15 protein-coding genes are annotated in these 16662 nt (G+C 62.0%); 6 read left to right on the forward strand and 9 right to left on the reverse strand.

The genetic code is table 11. The features are described from left to right. Positions 1-62: 62 nt before the first annotated feature. Positions 63-689, reverse strand: coding sequence for a TetR/AcrR family transcriptional regulator (locus NJC38_RS23925; protein ID WP_253117356.1), 627 nt, complete (start codon positions 687-689; stop codon positions 63-65). A 134-nt stretch (positions 690-823) separates the two neighbouring features. On the opposite strand from NJC38_RS23925, the gene NJC38_RS23930 reads away from it, so the two are divergent. Continuing rightward, a complete protein-coding gene (locus NJC38_RS23930) occupies positions 824-1264 on the forward strand; it encodes a hotdog fold domain-containing protein (RefSeq protein WP_045491581.1) in 441 nt (146 codons plus the stop codon). Here NJC38_RS23930 and NJC38_RS23935 read toward each other — a convergent pair. After that, positions 1256-2269, reverse strand: a complete 1014-nt coding sequence (locus NJC38_RS23935) for an AraC family transcriptional regulator (RefSeq protein ID WP_197540959.1) — start codon at positions 2267-2269, stop codon at positions 1256-1258. The two genes, NJC38_RS23930 and NJC38_RS23935, sit on opposite strands and share 9 nt — an antisense overlap. Positions 2270-2313: 44 nt before the next feature. Between NJC38_RS23935 and NJC38_RS23940 the strand changes: the two genes are divergently transcribed. Then, on the forward strand, positions 2314-3312 hold the full coding sequence (locus tag NJC38_RS23940) for an NAD(P)-dependent alcohol dehydrogenase (protein ID WP_253117357.1): 999 nt from the start codon (positions 2314-2316) through the stop codon (positions 3310-3312). Positions 3313-3687: 375 nt separating this feature from the next. Here NJC38_RS23940 and NJC38_RS23945 read toward each other — a convergent pair whose 3' ends face one another. Continuing rightward, entirely contained in the window at positions 3688-4902 is a 1215-nt protein-coding gene (locus tag NJC38_RS23945; protein WP_045491585.1) for an aldose 1-epimerase family protein, read from the reverse strand. 262 nt (positions 4903-5164) lie between these two features. On the opposite strand from NJC38_RS23945, the gene NJC38_RS23950 reads away from it, so the two are divergent. Further along, positions 5165-7018, forward strand: coding sequence for an ABC transporter ATP-binding protein (locus NJC38_RS23950; protein ID WP_253117358.1), 1854 nt, complete (start codon positions 5165-5167; stop codon positions 7016-7018). Positions 7019-7145: 127 nt separating this feature from the next. Here NJC38_RS23950 and NJC38_RS23955 read toward each other — a convergent pair whose 3' ends face one another. Genes NJC38_RS23955 through NJC38_RS23965 form a run of 3 tightly spaced genes read right to left on the reverse strand, consistent with a single transcriptional unit; the run spans position 7146 to position 8874 of the window. Next, on the reverse strand, positions 7146-7676 hold the full coding sequence (locus tag NJC38_RS23955) for a hypothetical protein (protein ID WP_253117359.1): 531 nt from the start codon (positions 7674-7676) through the stop codon (positions 7146-7148). Then, positions 7673-8197 (reverse strand): hypothetical protein, encoded by a 525-nt coding sequence (locus NJC38_RS23960; RefSeq protein WP_253117360.1) that lies wholly within the window; start codon positions 8195-8197, stop codon positions 7673-7675. The genes NJC38_RS23955 and NJC38_RS23960 overlap by 4 nt, the downstream gene beginning before the upstream one ends. Beyond that, complete coding sequence (locus tag NJC38_RS23965) at positions 8194-8874, reverse strand: hypothetical protein (RefSeq protein ID WP_253117361.1); 681 nt, start codon at positions 8872-8874, stop codon at positions 8194-8196. Before NJC38_RS23965 ends, NJC38_RS23960 begins: the two co-directional genes overlap by 4 nt. A gap of 243 nt (positions 8875-9117) precedes the next feature. Between NJC38_RS23965 and NJC38_RS23970 the strand changes: the two genes are divergently transcribed. The 3 genes from NJC38_RS23970 (at position 9118) to NJC38_RS23980 (ending at position 13072) form a co-directional block, all read left to right on the forward strand. Beyond that, a complete protein-coding gene (locus NJC38_RS23970) occupies positions 9118-9648 on the forward strand; it encodes a sigma-70 family RNA polymerase sigma factor (RefSeq protein ID WP_045491596.1) in 531 nt (176 codons plus the stop codon). After that, complete coding sequence (locus NJC38_RS23975) at positions 9645-10583, forward strand: FecR family protein (RefSeq protein ID WP_045491599.1); 939 nt, start codon at positions 9645-9647, stop codon at positions 10581-10583. Before NJC38_RS23970 ends, NJC38_RS23975 begins: the two co-directional genes overlap by 4 nt. A gap of 86 nt (positions 10584-10669) precedes the next feature. Then, entirely contained in the window at positions 10670-13072 is a 2403-nt protein-coding gene (locus tag NJC38_RS23980) for a TonB-dependent siderophore receptor (protein WP_253117362.1), read from the forward strand. A 23-nt stretch (positions 13073-13095) separates the two neighbouring features. On the opposite strand, the gene NJC38_RS23985 is transcribed toward NJC38_RS23980, so the two are convergent. From NJC38_RS23985 to NJC38_RS23995, 3 genes are all read right to left on the reverse strand, one after another. After that, a complete protein-coding gene (locus NJC38_RS23985) occupies positions 13096-14043 on the reverse strand; it encodes a transporter (protein WP_253117363.1) in 948 nt (315 codons plus the stop codon). A 69-nt stretch (positions 14044-14112) separates the two neighbouring features. Next, the gene (locus tag NJC38_RS23990) at positions 14113-14880 is read right to left on the reverse strand and encodes a coniferyl-alcohol dehydrogenase (protein ID WP_253117364.1); all 768 of its coding nucleotides are present in this window, start codon (positions 14878-14880) and stop codon (positions 14113-14115) included. A 49-nt stretch (positions 14881-14929) separates the two neighbouring features. Next, complete coding sequence (locus NJC38_RS23995; protein WP_253117365.1) at positions 14930-16405, reverse strand: benzaldehyde dehydrogenase; 1476 nt, start codon at positions 16403-16405, stop codon at positions 14930-14932. Positions 16406-16662: the final 257 nt, after the last annotated feature.

Consider the following 16662-nt stretch of genomic DNA (forward strand, 5'->3'; position numbering starts at 1 on the left):
ATGCAGTCCGCACTTCAATCAGCACACTGTAGATCAAGCCTGCAAACCCGTGCGGCATGAGGCTAACCCGCTTTGGCCGCCGTTTCGATCGACTGCCACGCCGCCCGCCCCAGCATGTCCCGATAGTGCCTGGGGCTATTAACCACACGTTTCGATAGCCAGGCCCGTGAATAATTTTCTGCCTGACCAATGATCAGCGACGGCAATAACTCGGCAGGCACGTGCGCAAAATGCTCGGCGATGCCTTGCGCGGTCATCCATTCCAGCAACTTCTTGTTGCGCTGCTTGTTGCGGGCGGCGAGTTCTTCCTTGAACGGACCGGTGGCCACGGCAAAGCGCCCCTGCAGGACAAATCGTGCCCAGTCCGGTTGCGCGTCCACCCAGTCGACATAGCTGTGCACCAGCGCCAGTACCCCGGCCTTGGCGTCACCTGCGTGTTGCAGGTAGGCGTCGCGCAGCCGTTCCTGGTCATCAAGCGCTGCAAAAAACAGCGCCGCCACCAGCCCTTCCTTGCTTTGAAAGTGGTGGTAAATCGCCCCCACGCTGGTGTCGCATTCGGCACGAATGGCCTCGATGGTAGTGGCTTCAATACCCATATCGTTAAAGGAGCGCAAAGCCTGGCGCAGGATGGCGCGTTTAAGGTCGCCGCGTCTCCCGGGAAAAACACGGTCTAGCAGATCAGATTCCATGCGGGTGCGCCTGAAAAAGACGAATGGTACGACGACCACGGGGCCTGCAGGAAGCGGCGCTTGACACCTGTCAAATACAGAATTATGTTCTGTAACAGAGCAATATTCTGCAAGCAACAAGAAGGTCGTGTTCCATGAGCCAAGCCCTGAGCATGTTCAACAGCGTCGGATCATCTGCATTCAGCAACATGGTCTGCCAGATGGCCCCTTACTTCAGCACTATTACCCCGGAAGTGGCTGAGCTGAGGCCCGGTTATGCGCTGGTTAAAGTGCCGTTTCGCAAAGAAATCACCAATCACTTGGCATCAGTGCATGCCATTGCCTTGTGCAACGCCGCTGAACTGGCGGGCGGCATGCTGACGGACGTATCCATTCCCGCGGGCGGCAAGTGGATTCCGAAGGGCATGACCGTTGAGTACCTGGCAAAAGCCAAAACCGGCATCCGCGCAATTGCCGATGGCAGTGGCGTTGACTGGAACAGCGCAGGCGACAAGATCGTCTCGGTGGATATTTTTGATGAGGCGGATGTGAAAGTGTTTACGGCCAAAATCACCATGAATGTGAAGTCAGCTTGAGCTGAGCGAGGCGCCTCGGGCAACCCTGTGGCGCTCATTGCGCCATTGACCGGGGGCCACCCCGGTGGCGGCCTTGAACGCGCGACTGAGGGCCACATCCGAGCCGTAGCCCGTCTGCTCAGCCGCCATCGCAATCGAGTGCCCCGCCGCCAGCAGTAGCTTGGCCTGATAAATCCGCCAGGTCGCAATGTAGGCCAACGGCGGTATGCCGATAACCGACTTGAACAACGCCGCGAACGCCGAACGGGACATGGCCGCATCACGCGCCAACTGCTCCAGCGTCCAGGGATGGGCGAGGTCTGCATGAATACGCCGCAGGGTTTTCGCCAACTGCTGGTGACTCAGGCCGGCCAGCCAGCCATCGGCCATGTTGCCTTCGGATGCCGCCCACACCCGAATCGCCTGAATGAACAGAATGTCCAGCAACCGACTGACGATATAGGGCGTGCCCAACCCATCCTGGGCCTCCTCCAGGCCGATCTGTTCAAGAACCGAAAGCATGCGCCCGGTATCAGAATCGCTCATGGCAACGTGCACTACATCAGGCAGCAAGGCTGACAGCGGCTCGCCGGCGGCATGGTCGAAGCTGAACAGGGTCGAGAAAAACTCACAGGCCGGCCCTTCACCGCCAAAGGTGACCCGATGGCCTGTCACGTGATCCGCCACCTCCCAGCAGGAGATGGCGACGGTGTCCGGTGTGTCGCCCAACACGCCGTCCACGCCCTGCTTGATGATCAGGCAGTCACCGGCCCTGATCTCGACAGGCGCCTGCCCTATGCGGGTGAACCAGCACTGGCCGCTGGCAACAACCAACAGCCGAGCCTGCCCCCCACTGTCAAACGAAATCGCCCACGGCGCCTGCCCACGCAAACGAACAAACAGGGAGCTTTCCAGGTGCATGGCATTGAGTACGGAGTCGAAGGGGTGCATGGCGCCGACTTTGGACGATGGGTTAAGACTTCGATACTCCAGGCAATGGGCCATCCAGTCAAGCAAGGCCACCATAGGCCTTATTCAGGCCATTGGGACCTGATCGACCGAGGTGACGCATGAAGGTTTACCGTTTACAGAAAATCGGATCCATCGAAGGCCTGGAGCTATGTGAGGAGCCCATCCCGACACCAGGGCCAGGTGAGGTTCTGGTGCGCATTGTGGCCACCTCCCTCAACTACCGAGACTTGGCGATTCTCAATGGCTCATTGCCGTTCGGCGCGCAGGACGGTCGAGTACCGCTGTCGGACGCATCCGGCATTGTCGAGGCAGTGGGCACCGGTGTGAGCCGGTTTGCGGTGGGCGATCGAGTGGTCAACGCGTTCGTTCCCGGCTGGGTGTCGGGGCCTTTTCGTGAGTTTGCCACGCAATACGGTCTGCAGCTCGATGGCTGGTCCAGCGAATATCGCACTATTGACCAACAAGAGCTGGTAGCGTTACCCGACTCGATCAGTTTCGAGGCCGCAGCCACCCTGCCCTGCGCCGCCGTTACCGCTTGGTCAGCACTCAAAGGCATCGGCCCGCATCAACGGGTACTGACCCAAGGCACCGGCGGCGTGTCACTGTTCGCCGTGCAACTGGCCAAAGCGGCTGGCGCGCAGGTCATCGCTACCACGTCCTCGGAACAGAAAGCCGCACAATTGCGCGACCTGGGTGCCGACCACGTCATCAATTACCTTGAGCACCCGAACTGGAGCGAGGCCGTTCGGGCACTGACCAACGGTCGTGGCGTGGACCGTGTGGTCGAAGTCGGCGGCCCCGGCACCTTGATGCAATCGGTCAAAGCGGTCGCCATTGGCGGGCAAGTGTCACTGGTGGGCATATTGGCGGCCGGCGAAATGCCAGGGTTCATGGATATTTTCCTGAGCCAGGCACGCTTGCAACCGATTGCCACCGGTAACAGACAGGACCTGGAAGATCTCATCGCCACCTTGGCCCGGCATGATCTCAAACCGGTGATCGACAGCCGCTATGCTTTTGATGATGCGTCCAGTGCGTGGCGACGCTTTGCGGCACGCAATCTGTTTGGCAAGGTGGTGATCACCCAAAACCTGTGATCCAACGTCCGGTACCCAGGCCCTGCCATCGGTGCATTCCTGGGTTTGCTGGAACAAGTCAAAACAAGCGAGAAACGATCGGGTCGGACTCGCGCAAAAGCCTGTTTTTAACGCAGCGTGACCGAGCGCAGCTACTTTACGTACAGAGCCTAACCAAGGATTACCACGCAGCCGTTGTTTAATCGCGGCACAAAAACTTCAAGTAAAAATACGTCCAGCGGCTAACTGAACAACTCCTCCCGCCCTCCCAAAAGGACATCATGAAGCACCCGCTCAATACGCAAAACCCGATTGATGGGGCGCTCGACTTGCAGACAACGCGCGCCCGTGCCGGTGATCGGCGCTTCAAGCACCGGGCACCGGCAAAATGATTGTTTACTCTTTGCTCAAATCCACCAACGGCACCTGGCGCACCTCGGTCGCTCGACCGTTCTGGATCGTTTTGATCTGCTGCAGTGCCTGGTCCACCGCCGGTTTATCGGCCAGCAAGGCGTAGCTGATGCTGAACTGACGCTGTTGTTCAGGACCAATGGTCGGCACCAGATTCAGCGGTCGCTGGTAACGCCGGTTGTACGAGAAACTGGTGCCAGGCTCCAACCCGGTGACGTAGCCCTGGCCGCGGGTGTCAGTGTTTTTCCATAGCGAGAACACTGGCAACTGCTGGATATTGAAGCCCACCGCAACGCCGAGGCTGGCGGCTTTGTTGTGCAGCACCGTCAGCGTGTTGCCTTGGTCGTCGCCGTAAGGCACCACGTTGTACACGGTTTCATCGTAGTCAGGGGTCGGCCCGCGATAGGTCTGCCAGTCGCTCAGGTCGGCTTTGGCTTTATCGTTGAAAGGCGACACTTGCTTGACCGGCGCGGCAAAGCGCGCGCCCTCCTCCAAAAACGGCGTACTGAAGTTGCTGTGGTACAGCGCCTGGTATTCCTTTGGATAGTCGCCATTATTGGTCAAGGTGTCATTGAGCACGAACCGCGCCGTACCCGGCTCAGTCACCAGTTCGGTCTGCACGCTGAAATCGACTTTCTTGAACGCCTGCTCTTTCAACTCACCACGCACCCGAATGGCATACGGCGGGGTTTGGTCGATATGCACGGTGACCTTGCTGGCCGGAATATTCGCTGCGCGGCCATGCAGGGTCAGCAACTCGCCATTGTCGATGCCCGGATGACCGACCCATTCGTAACCGCAGCGGGTGACCAGTTCGTTGAAGCCTTCCAGCCAGCCCAGACCGCCGCGCCCGTTAAGCTCAATGAAGGCCGGGTTGACCACTTCCTTGACCGGCGAATCCCAGCCCATCCTGGCCTCGCCGACCTGAGCATTGAGTACGTTCATGCCACGGGTCGGCACCAGCGTCAGCTTCATCGTGCCGTTATCAATATCAATCAGGCTCACACCTTCCTGACGCCCGCCATGCAGGGTGCGCATGCTGATGGAAAAAGGCTTGTCGAGCTTGACCCCAAGCTGCTCGCTGGTGATCCGCATATTGCTGGCGGGCTTGTCGCTGTCGAGCAGCACGAAGTCCCAGGCAAGGGCCTGAGTGCTAAGAGAAAGAGCGGCAATGGCGCAGGAAATCAGAGGCATTTTCATGGGCGGTTCCTTTCTTGGAATTATGATTCGCTTAAACAGATGAAACGTTTCAGCGACAGGTCCAGTCTAGTCCCATTTACAGCGCCGGTGTAGCCACCCATGGCCTGGCCACCTGTCTGCGACCGGCTCGAGACTCATGACTTTGCCAGCGCGCGCTCGCGCCTGACGAACTGAATCTTCTCTGGGAAAAATCGTCCAGAGATCACTCAAGACAATCACACAGTGGCAAAATCGCGCTGACTTGAACACTTCGGAGACCCCGATGCTTCGCATTTTTGAACGCTGGCTTGACCCTTTCCCGCCCGACGAGACGCCGCCACCGCCCATGGGCCTGGCGCGTTTTCTGTGGGCCTGCACCCGCGGTGCGCGTGGCTACATCCTCATGTTTGCGCTGCTCAGCGCCGCCGTCTCGATCTACGAAGCCTGGCTGTTTTCGTTTCTTGGGCAAGTCGTGGACCTGCTGTCGACCTGGCAGGCCGGCGGTGCGGTGAGCGCCGAAGAAAGCGGTGTGCTGTGGGGCATCGGCATTGTGCTACTGGTCAGCATAGGGCTGGTGGCGCTGCGCACCATGGTTCAGCATCAGGTGTTGGCAATCAACCTGCCGCTGCGGCTGCGCTGGGATTTTCACCGGCTGATGCTGCGCCAGAGCCTGTCGTTCTTCTCCGATGAGTTTTCCGGGCGGGTCACCACCAAAGTGATGCAGACCGCGCTGGGCGTGCGTGAAGTGCTGTTTACCCTGATCGAGATCATTCCCGGTATCGGTGTGTACTTCATCGCGATCATTGCCCTGGCCGGCGGCTTCGCCCTCAAGCTGATGCTGCCGTTCATTGCCTGGATCGTGCTGTTCGGCCTAGCGATGCTGTATTTCGTGCCGCGTCTGGGTCAGGTCGGTCAGGAACAGGCCAATGCGCGCTCCTCGATGACCGGCCGGATCTCCGACGCCTACACCAACATCACCACGGTCAAGCTGTTCTCGCACTCCAAACGCGAGGCGCACTTTGCCCGCGCGGCGATGGAAGACTTCAAGCAGACCGGCTTTCGCCAGATGCGGCTGGTCAGCCAGTTCGAGATCGTCAACCAGACCCTGGTGGTCGCGCTGATCATCGGTGCCGGCGGCTATGCCCTGTGGCTGTGGCACCAGGGTGACGTCGGCACCGGTGCAGTGGCGGCAATCACCGCCATGGCCTTGCGTATCAACGGTATGTCGCACTGGATCATGTGGCAGATGACCTCGCTGTTCGAGAGCATTGGCACCGTGCAGGACGGCATGGAAACCCTGACCAAGGGGCCCAAGGTCCAGGACGCGCCGAATGCCACGGAGCTTGCGACCACCGGCGGCGCCGTGACCTTCGACAACGTGAGTTTCAACTATAACGGCGAGCGCCAGGTACTCGACGGCCTGACGCTGAACATCCGCGCGGGTGAAAAAGTCGGCCTGGTGGGCCGCTCCGGGGCCGGCAAGTCCACCCTGATCAACCTACTGCTGCGCTTTTATGACGTCGACCAAGGCGAGATTCGGGTTGATGGCCAGAACGTCGCCAAGGTCACGCAAGACAGCCTGCGCAGCGCCATTGGCATGGTCACTCAGGACACTTCGCTGCTGCACCGTTCGATCCGCGACAACATCGCCTACGGCCGCCCGGATGCCAGCGACGAGCAGGTCCGGCGCGCCGCCATCAACGCCCAGGCCGACGGCTTCATCCGTCAGTTGAGCGACAAGCATGGCCGCAGTGGCTATGACACCCAGGTTGGCGAGCGCGGCATCAAGCTGTCCGGCGGCCAGCGGCAACGCATCGCCATCGCTCGGGTGATGCTCAAGAACGCACCGATCCTGCTGCTCGACGAAGCCACCAGTGCCCTGGACTCGGAAGTCGAAGTGGCGATCCAGGAAAGCCTGGATGAAATGATGGTCGGCAAAACCGTCATCGCCATCGCCCATCGACTGTCGACCATCGCCGCCATGGACCGGCTGATCGTCATGGACGATGGACGGATTATCGAACAGGGCACGCATACCGAGTTGCTGGCGAAAAACGGCGTTTATGCAAGGTTGTGGCAGCACCAGAGTGGCGGGTTTCTGGGAGAGGATCAGGGGGTGGTTGAGGCCGTGGAATAACCGCGCAGCATTAACCTGCAGGAGCGGCTTTAGCCGCGAAAGACTTCGCAGCTAAAGCCACTACAGTTCAATTAGGCACTACATACCTCAGTGGGAGCATATAGCGCCATTTGCGCATCCCTCGCAGCTAAAGCTGCTCCTGCTCATGCGGTATCAGTGCACTGCGCTCCAGATCCTGCATCAGTTCGGTCAGCATCTGCCGCCGGTTTTCGGTAATCGGCGGCGGGACGTACCAGGTGGCCACGCTCATGCCTTCGCGCTTGTAAGTGAAGGTGCGCAGTAACTGGCCGTCCTTGTAGACCTTGCCCTCAAGGTTATGCACGTAGCTGTAAGGCACCGGCAAGGTCAGCAGGGTCAGGGCGTTGAGCGCCACCAGCACGCCTGCGCCCTCGCCCGGCGGCTGGCTGATGACCAGCCCATAGCCTTTGCGTGAGAAACCGTGGTCAACGAACGAGAACGCGCCCGATGACTTGACCGCCTCGGTCAGTTCGTTGCGTTCCTGCATGTCATGGCGCGTATAACCTTGCGGCACCACCATCAGGCTCATCGGCACATAGCGCTGTTGCGCGTGATAGCCCAGCGGCTTGATTGACGGGTTGCAGCCGCCCAGCAACAGCAGCCCGCCAGCCGCTATTGATATCTTGACCAAGCGGTTCATCGTGGTGCATCCAGCGGCTGGGCGGCCAGGCTCGCGGTCTGCATGTCACGGGCAAAAGCGCGAGCAATACGCCGGATGTTTTCCTGCCGCTCTGGCACCCCGAGATCAAACAGCCAGGAATACTTGCCCATGTAGTTTTCGTAGTGATAACGCTTGAGCACCTTGCCGTCGCGCATCACGGTGAAGTCGGCCCTGGAGTCCATGTCGTTTTGCAGCGGCAACAGGAACAGTGTCGCAGCGCTCAGAAACACCAGCGGCATGGGCGCCAGTTCGCGTTTGACGTTCAGGTTGACCATCACCTGGGTTTCCCCGGCCTTGGCGCTGCCATTTTCGACCTTGCTGAACACCCCGCTTTCGCGCAGGTAATTGCGCAACTCGGCGCCATGCTCCAGTGAATCAACCATCACCGTGATCGGCGGCAGATAATCGCGCCCCGCCTCGATCTGTGGATCGGGCAGCGTCTGGGTGCCGGCGCAGCCGCCCAGCAGCACGCTGGCAGCAAAGACCATCGGTTTGTTCATGGTGTGTTCCTTGGGGTGGTTGATTGCGCGTCGGTTCGCCCCTGCGCTGGCATTGGCAGGACGAAGGGATAGGCAGGTTTCAGGTCCAGATTCATGGGCTGCAATACCGGTAAACCAGGGCTATAGCGCCGGGCGATTTGCTCATCGCGGGGTTGCTGATTGGCATGCAAGAACATGCACACCGACATACCGATGCAGCGCGAGCGAAATTCACCGAGGTAATAGGCCTTGCCGGCCTCCAGGCGCAGCGGCACCACGAACTGCTCGCGCGCCTGCAAAGAACGGAAGCTGCTGTTGGCACCAGTCCAGAAAAACTGGAAGTCATACAGTTCGTAATCGCCCGGCTTGAGCGGCATGACGAACACACTGGCCTGGCCAGGCAGCGCCTTTTCATCGGGGTTGCGCGAGTCTTCGATGTCCTTGGGGGTATGCGCCACCTCGGCATGGCCCCACCAGGCTGCCGCACCGTCTTGCGAACCGCGCTTGCGCAACAGGATGCGCTGATTGGTAAAGGCGCTGTCGCGCCCCTGCGGGCCGATGCTGCCGACCAGCCAAGCCACCGGGCTACCGGCCGCCGGTTGCAACGGCTCGCTGACGAACACCGGAGACTTGGCGGCGCAGCCGGTCATCAGGGCGATAGGTAGAAGACGTGCGAATGCACGGATAAATCCAGACATGAGAGGTCCTTTGGATAAGTCGCGTTCCATCGGTGGCAAGCGGCTGACAACTGTTGCAGGTTTGCGGGGTGTAACGAGGATTGCCGCCTCAGGGAGTCTCTGCCCGGCGGCTGCGCGTCTGATCGTTTTAAACCGCGAAGGTTCCCCCAGAAGGCTGGCTCATGTGGCGAGGGCGTCTGGCGGATTGCAATCAAACGGCCTTCCCGGCATCATTTGATAACAATTTCCATTAGCTTTTGAGCCATGCCACCATCCAGGTCTGACGCCGCGCAATTGAACGTCCGCAATCGTGTCCTGCATCAGTTGTTCGGCGATCACCACAGCTGGCTGCTCGGTCGCCTGCGCGCACGCCTGGGCTGCCCGGCAGAAGCCGCAGACATGGCTTCGGAAACCTTCGTTCAGGTGGTCGCTGCGCCTTGCCCGCTGACAATTCGTGAGCCGCGTGCGCTGCTGACCACCATCGCCAAGCGTCTGGTGTTTGCCAGTTGGCGACGCCGTGATCTGGAACGCGCCTATCTGGAAAGTCTGGCGCAGCAACCCGAAGTTTACGCCCCGTCAGCCGAAGAACAGGCCCAGGCACTGCAAGCCTTGGTGGCGCTGGATCGGCTGCTCGAAGGCCTGTCACCGATTGGCCGCAGCGCCTTTCTGTACAGCCAGCTGGACAACCTGACCTACGCCGAAATCGGCCAGCGCCTGGGTATTTCTGCGCCACGGGTTCATCAGTACGTGGCCAAGGCGCTGGCGCTTTGTTATCTGGCGCTGGAGCCGGCATGAAAGCCCGCCAACTGCCGCCCGCTGTAGCCCAAGCCGTTGAATGGCTGGCCTTGCAACGCTCCGGAACAATGAGTGACGGCGACCGGCAACGCTTCGAACACTGGCTGCACGCCAGTCCTGAACACAGCCTGGCCTGGCAGCAGCTGCAGCAGCGAATCGGTCAGGTGTTCAGCGGCACACCGCAAAGCTCGCGAGAAATGCTTGACCGTGCCGGCAACAGCCGTCGCCACCTGTTACGCGGCGCATTGGGGCTGAGCGGAGTGGGGTTGGCTGGCTGGTGGCTGCAAGGCCAGGGCCTGCTGCCCGGCCTGGGCGCCGATCTGCAAACTGCAATCGCCCAACGCCAGCGCTTCGACCTGGCCGATGGCAGCCGGGTGCTGCTCAATGCCGATAGCCGCGTCGATCTGCTGTTCGACGGGCGCCAGCGCACGTTGCTGCTGCGTCAGGGCGCGTTGAATATCGAGGTGGCGCGCGACCCTGAGCGGCCATTGGTGGTGCGTACCGCGTTTGGCGAGGCGCGGGCGCTGGGCACCCGCTTCAGCGTGGCGCTGCACGAGCAATCGGCGCAGGTCTGGGTGCAACAGTCGCACGTGCTGGTCTCGGTGCCTGGCGCGGCGCCCTTGCAACTGCGCGCAGGCCAGGGCGCGCAGCTCGACGGTCGGCGGGTGCAGGCGCTGGATCCTCAACTGTCCCGCGCCGCGGCCTGGGAAGATGGTCGCCTGGAGGTCCATGACCGCCCCGTGAGCGAGGTGATCGAAGCCTTGCGCGCCTATCATCCCGGCTGGCTGCGGATCAGCGCCGAGGCTGCGGCCTTGCGGGTGACCGGCATCTTCCCGCTGGACGACAGCCCCCAGGCACTGCGCATCCTCCAGGAGGTGTTGCCAGTACGGGTCGAGCGCCCGCTGAGCTGGTGGACCCAAGTGAGCCTACGCTGAGCCTGAATTATTTTTTCATCGCCCCCTTAATAACCACCCCGCTCACGTCACAAGGCAGGCATCGACCTCATCAGGAACCCGCCGCCATGCATCATCCGTCGCCCTTCTCACCTATCGCCCTGGCCTTGGCGCTGGCTTTTGGCTCCAGCCTGGCCAGTGCCGACAGCCTGGCTGCGCCTGCTGATATCAGTCACGCATCATTCGACTTCGACCTGCCAGCCGGCCCGCTGGATGCCACCCTGACCGCCATTGCCCGCCAGAGCGGGCGCAATATCGCCTTCAGCGCGTCTTTGACCCGTGGCCTGAACAGCCCCGCGCTGCGCGGTCGCTACAGCGCCGAGCAAGCAGTACAGCAGGCCTTGCAAGGGCTGGCCCTGCAACTGGGCATCACCCCCAGCGGCACCTTGAGCATCGAGCCGCGCAGCGACGCCGCCGTACAACTGGCGCCCATCGACATTGCCGCCGCCAGCCACGCGCAGAATGCCTGGGGACCGGCGTACAGCCGCGTGGCGACCCACAGTGCCAGTGCCACCAAGACCGACACCCCGCTGCTGGAAACGCCACAGTCCGTCTCGATCATCACCCGCGAAGAAATGACCGCCCGCCAGCACACCAGCCTGGCCGATGTACTCAACTACACCCCCGGCGTGATCGCCCAACCCAACGGCTACAGCCGGGTGGCCGATGACTACCGGATGCGCGGTTTCGACATCGGCCCGCGCACCGGCAGCGTGCTGCGCGACGGCATGAAGATGCAGAGCACTCAATTCGAAGGCGGCCAGGAGCCTTACGGCCTGGAGCGCGTTGAAGTGCTCAAAGGCGCCTCCTCGGTGCTTTACGGGCAACTGGCGCCGGGCGGGCTGGTCAACACGGTAAGCAAACGCCCGACCCTGACGCCGCTGCATGAGCTGAATCTGGAGTATGGCAATCACCAGCGCATGCAGTTGTCTACCGACCACGCTGGGGCACTGGATGAGCAAGGTCGCCTGAGCTATCGCCTGACTGCGCTCAGCCGTGACAGCGGCACCCAGTATTCGGCCATTGACGACGACAAGCACTACATTGCCCCGGCGCTGACCTGGCAGATCAGCGACGACAGCCGCCTGACCCTGCTCGCCAGCCAGCAGCGCACCCGCACCACCCTCACCCCGCCGATGCGTTATGACCTGACCGTGTATAGCCGCACACCCGGTTACAAGGTGCCGTATGACCTGTTTGCCGGCGAGCCGGATTACGATCGTTATGACGGCAACCTGCACACCGCAGGCTACCTGTTCGAACATCGCGTCAATGAGCACCTGCAACTGCGCCAGGCCGTGCGCTATTTCGAGTCCAGAGCCGACTACGACTACATTACCCTCAACACCAGCCGGGTCAGCGGCGCCAATCTCTCGCAACTGTCGCGCAGTTATAACAGCCGCGAAGACATCGCCACCGGCTGGACCAGCGACAACAGCCTGCAACTGGACCTGGAACACGGGCGCTGGCAACACACCGTGCTGGCCGGCGTGGACTATTACCACAAGACCTACGACAGCCATCGCTTCAGCGGTAACGCGCCGGTGCTGGACCTGGCCAATCCGGTGTACGGTAACCTGCCCAATGTTGACCGCTCAGTCGATCGCGGCTCAGACCTGCACGCCCGACAACTGGGTCTTTACCTGCAAGAACAGCTTAAGTTTGATGAGCACTGGGTCGGCGTGTTCGGCTTGCGTCAGGACTGGGCCGACAGCACGACCCGCACCTACCGCGAAGGCGCACGCAGCACTACCGACGACAGCCAGCTTACCGGCCGGGTCGGGGTGGTCTACCTCGCAGGCAACGGCCTGGCCGCCTACGCCAGCTACAGCCAGTCATTTCTGCCGGCCAGCGGCAGCGGCGCCGACGGCAAACCGTTCAAACCCACCGAAGGTGAACAGTACGAGATCGGCCTGCGTTATCAGCCAGCCGACCGCGAATGGCTGCTCAGTGCAGCGCTGTATCAACTGACCCAGCGCAACGTCACCAGCTCGATTCCCGGCTCCGATTTCGACGAGCAGACCGGCAAGGAACGCAGCAAGGGCCTGGAGCTCGAAGCCAAGGCGCAAGTGACCGACAACCTGGCGTTCAGCGCCGGCTACGCCTACACCGACGCCCATGTGATCGCCGACAACGACCCGCAACTGGAAGGCTCGCGCATCGAGGGCACGCCCTACCACAGTGCTTCGCTGTGGCTGGACTACCGCCTCGCCGCATTGGGTCTGCACGGTGTCAGCGTCGGGGCCGGGGCACGCTACAACGGCACCACCCATACCCTGCCGAGCATCAGCGACCGCAAGATCCCGGCCTACACCCTGTTCGACGCACGGCTCAGCTACGCACTGGACGACCATTGGCAACTGGCCGTCCGCGCGCAGAACCTGACCAACCAGCGCTACCTGTACTGCGCCAACTCATGCCGCTATGGCGATGAACGCAGCCTGGTGGGTTCGGTCAGCTACAACTGGTAACGGCTAAGCAGATGGCTGCACAGCTAGAACTTGTGCAGCCAGTTCAGCACCAGCTTGTCGCCCTCGGTGCGGTTCTCGGCGCCCTGTTCGAAGTACAGGTTGACCGACAGCACGTCCTCTTTGCTGAACGCGTAGAGCATCCCCGGCCCCGCTGCCCAGACCTTTTCGCGGCGGCCGCTGACCGCGTGGCCATCGACTTTGGTGTCGGTGAACTGCTTGAGCCAGTAGCCGTTCAGACCCACGCTAAACGCCTGGCTGACCGCGTATTGCAAGGTCAGGTTAGCGTGCAGCGCCTGACCGGCCTGGGTGTCGGAGACATCACCGAAGCCGGCCTGCGGGTCGTTGTTCTTGCCGTTCCACAGGTACATGAAACGGCCGCTGGCCGACCATTTTGGCGTGAACCAGTAGGTGGCCGCGTAGTACGGGTTGAACGACCAGAAGTTGCTGCCCGGATTGATCGAGCGCTCACGGTCATAGGCGCCCACCGGGATCGACACATCAGCTTCAATGCGCTGGGTCAGCAGCGGGCTGCCGTCGGCGCGGGTCAGGGTCGGCAATTGCAAGAACGCGCCGAGCACCAGATCGCCCAGCCCGGCACGCGAGCTGAGCGCCGCGTTGTTCAGACCGTCATCGACATCCACATGGGCCAGTGATGTGTTGATCAGGGTAAAGCCCGGCATTGCGCCATTGGCCCATGGCTGGCCGAGGTAGATGATTTGCGTGGTCGGCGCGAATACCTCCAGATCCTGCCGGGGCAAGCCCAGCTTGTCGCCATTGGCATCATTGAAGCGGCTGGCCCGTGAGTAGGTCAGGTACTCTTCCAGGTACCAGCCAGGCCCGGCCGGGGCCGGCGAGCCATCATAGAAACTGGTGGAGCCCAGATTGAGTCCGGGCAAGTCGTAGCCGTGGGCAGTCGAGCACAGCGCAACACAAAGCATGGCCGCGACCGGCCGCAAGAATGGCTTGGGCATCTTGTAAGTCCTGTATTGTTTTTATTGTTCAGAACCCCGCCGCCTCAGGGCTGGCGGGGGGGCAAGCGCTCAAACGTAAGTGGCTGCCAGGCCGCCATCCACCGGCAGGTTTACGCCATTGACCCAGCGCGCCGCATCCGAGCAGAGAAAGGTAATCACCGCCGCCACCTCGTCGGCCAATGCCGGGCGGGTCATGCGCTGGCTGTCGCGGGCCACCCGCTCCGGGCCGAGCATGCTGACGAAATCACTGAGGATCGGCGTGAATACCGGGCCGGGCGCGACGCAATTGAGGCGCACGCCATGGTCACGGAACCACGCCTGCGATTGCTGAAAGCTCCAGACAATCAGCGCCTCCTTGAAGTATTGATAGCAATCGCTGTGCTGTACCGGGTTGGCGTCCAGCCAGGCGCGGCCTGCCGCGTAGCTTTCAGTGCCGGCCAGCGCCTTGTGCTGCTCCACGCGCAGCGGCCATTGCGCGCCCAACACCGACGCCACGTTGACGATGCTGCCGCCACCGGCCAGGCGCGGCAGCAGCGCGGTAGACAGCTGCCGCACGCCCAGATAGTTGACCGCCGCCACCGCGTCGAGCGGCGCGGTGCCGGGCACCCCGGCAATGTTGCACAAGGCATCGACCCGGGCCGGCAGGCGCTCGACCAGCGCGTCAATGCTGGCAGGGTCGCCCAGGTCGGTTTGAAAAAAACCGTCCAGGCTCAGTTGCGCCTCGTGGCGATCAACGCCGATAACCCTGGCGCCTTGAAAGCGCGCCAGCCTTGCCACCTCGGCACCGATGCCCGACGCAACGCCGGTGACCAGCAGGGTTTTGTTGTACAGATTCATGTTCAAGCCCTCTTATTGTTGTGTAGGCATGCCGCGATAAATCGATCACTCAAAACGGGTACTGCGGCGCGGTGTTTTTCACCGTCACCCATTGCCACTGGCTGTATTCATCCCAGTCCGCCGGGCCGCCGACGCTGCCGCCGTTGCCCGAGGCGCCGCGGCCGCCGAACGGGTTGCTGCACTCATCTGCCACGGTCTGGTCGTTGATGTGCAGCAGGCCGCAGTTCAGCCGCTCGCCGATGGCCATGGCGCGGCCCACCGAAGCCGAGATCACCGCCGCCGACAGGCCGTACTCGGTGCGATTGGCCAACTCGACTGCCTCCTCATCGGTCGTAAAACTCACCACGGCCGCCACCGGGCCGAACAGTTCTTCCTCGAACACGCGCATGCCCGGCCGCACCCCGCTGAGCACCGTGGGGCGGTAGAACAGTTGTTCATACTCACCGCCCGCCTCCAATCGTGCCCCGGCCTGCAGGCTGTCGCTGACGATGGCGTGCAGGCGCTGCAATTGGCGCGGGTTGATCAGCGGCCCCAACACCGCTTCACCACGCGCCGCATTGCCGACGCTCAGCGCCCTAGCCTTGTCGGCCAGCTTGCGGGTCAGGCTGGCGGCGATGGATTCGTGCGCCAGAATCAACCCGCTGGCCATGCAGATCTGCCCCTGATGCAACCAGGCGCCCCAGGCGGCGTTACTCGCGGCCAGGTCCAGATCAGCGTCTTCGAGGATGATCAACGGGTTCTTGCCGCCCAGTTCCAGAGCGACCTTTTTCAGGTGCTCACCGGCCACGGCGGCGACCTTGCGCCCGGCGCCGGTAGAGCCGGTGAAGGCGATCATTCGTACATCCGGGTGCCGACACAGCGCCTCGCCCGCGTCAGCGCGCCCCGGCAGCACATGCAGCAAGCCTTTGGGCAGGCCGGCCTCTTCGAGCAGCCGGGCGATGAGAAAGCCGCCGCTGACCGGGGTCTGCGGGTCGGGCTTGAGCACCACCGCATTACCCACCGCCAGCGCCGGAGCCACCGAGCGCAGCGACAGAATCAACGGAAAATTGAACGGCGAAATCACCCCCACCACCCCATGGGGCTGGCGCCGCGCATACGACAGCCGCCCGGCCGCGCTGGGCAGCACCAGACCGTGGGGTTGCGACAACAGGCCTGCCGCCTGATGCAACAGGACAATCGCCTCACGTACTTCATGCTCGCCTTTGAACAACGCCCCGCCAGTCTCCCGCGCCACATACAGCGCCAGTTCAGCGAAATTGCCTTCGGCCACCTCCGCAGCCTTGCGAAAGATCTGCGCCCGCTCGCGAGGCCCGAGTGCCGCCCAGGCCGGCTGCGCCAAGGCAGCGCTGCGACAGGCAGCGGCAACATCATCGGCATCGGCCATGGCGCAGTACATCAGCGGCTCGCCAGTGGCCGGCTCGACAACCGGATCAACCAGACCGGACCCGCGAATCCAGTCACCGTTGAACAGGCATCCGGGCACCAGCGCCGGTTGCAGCAAAGAGGGGGTGTGTGACTCTGACATGGCAACTCCTGATTCTTATGATTGTGTTCGGCTGCGCCGCACCAGGGTCAGAGCAAGGGCTGTGCCGTGTTGCTCAGCACCTTCACGTATAAATGCCCAAAGGCTCTGCACCAAGGCTTTGCATGCAGCGGCCCTGCTGCACAGTGCAAAGCGGCTGCCGGGGCATCAGCGCGCGGACTTGTTCATTTGATAAAGTTATGTTTAATAACTATCTGCGTAGTTGCTCATATCAAGCACTCAGCCATCCAGGGGCATAA

This window comes from Pseudomonas sp. 21LCFQ010 (assembly GCF_024129905.1).
GTDB lineage: Bacteria > Pseudomonadota > Gammaproteobacteria > Pseudomonadales > Pseudomonadaceae > Aquipseudomonas.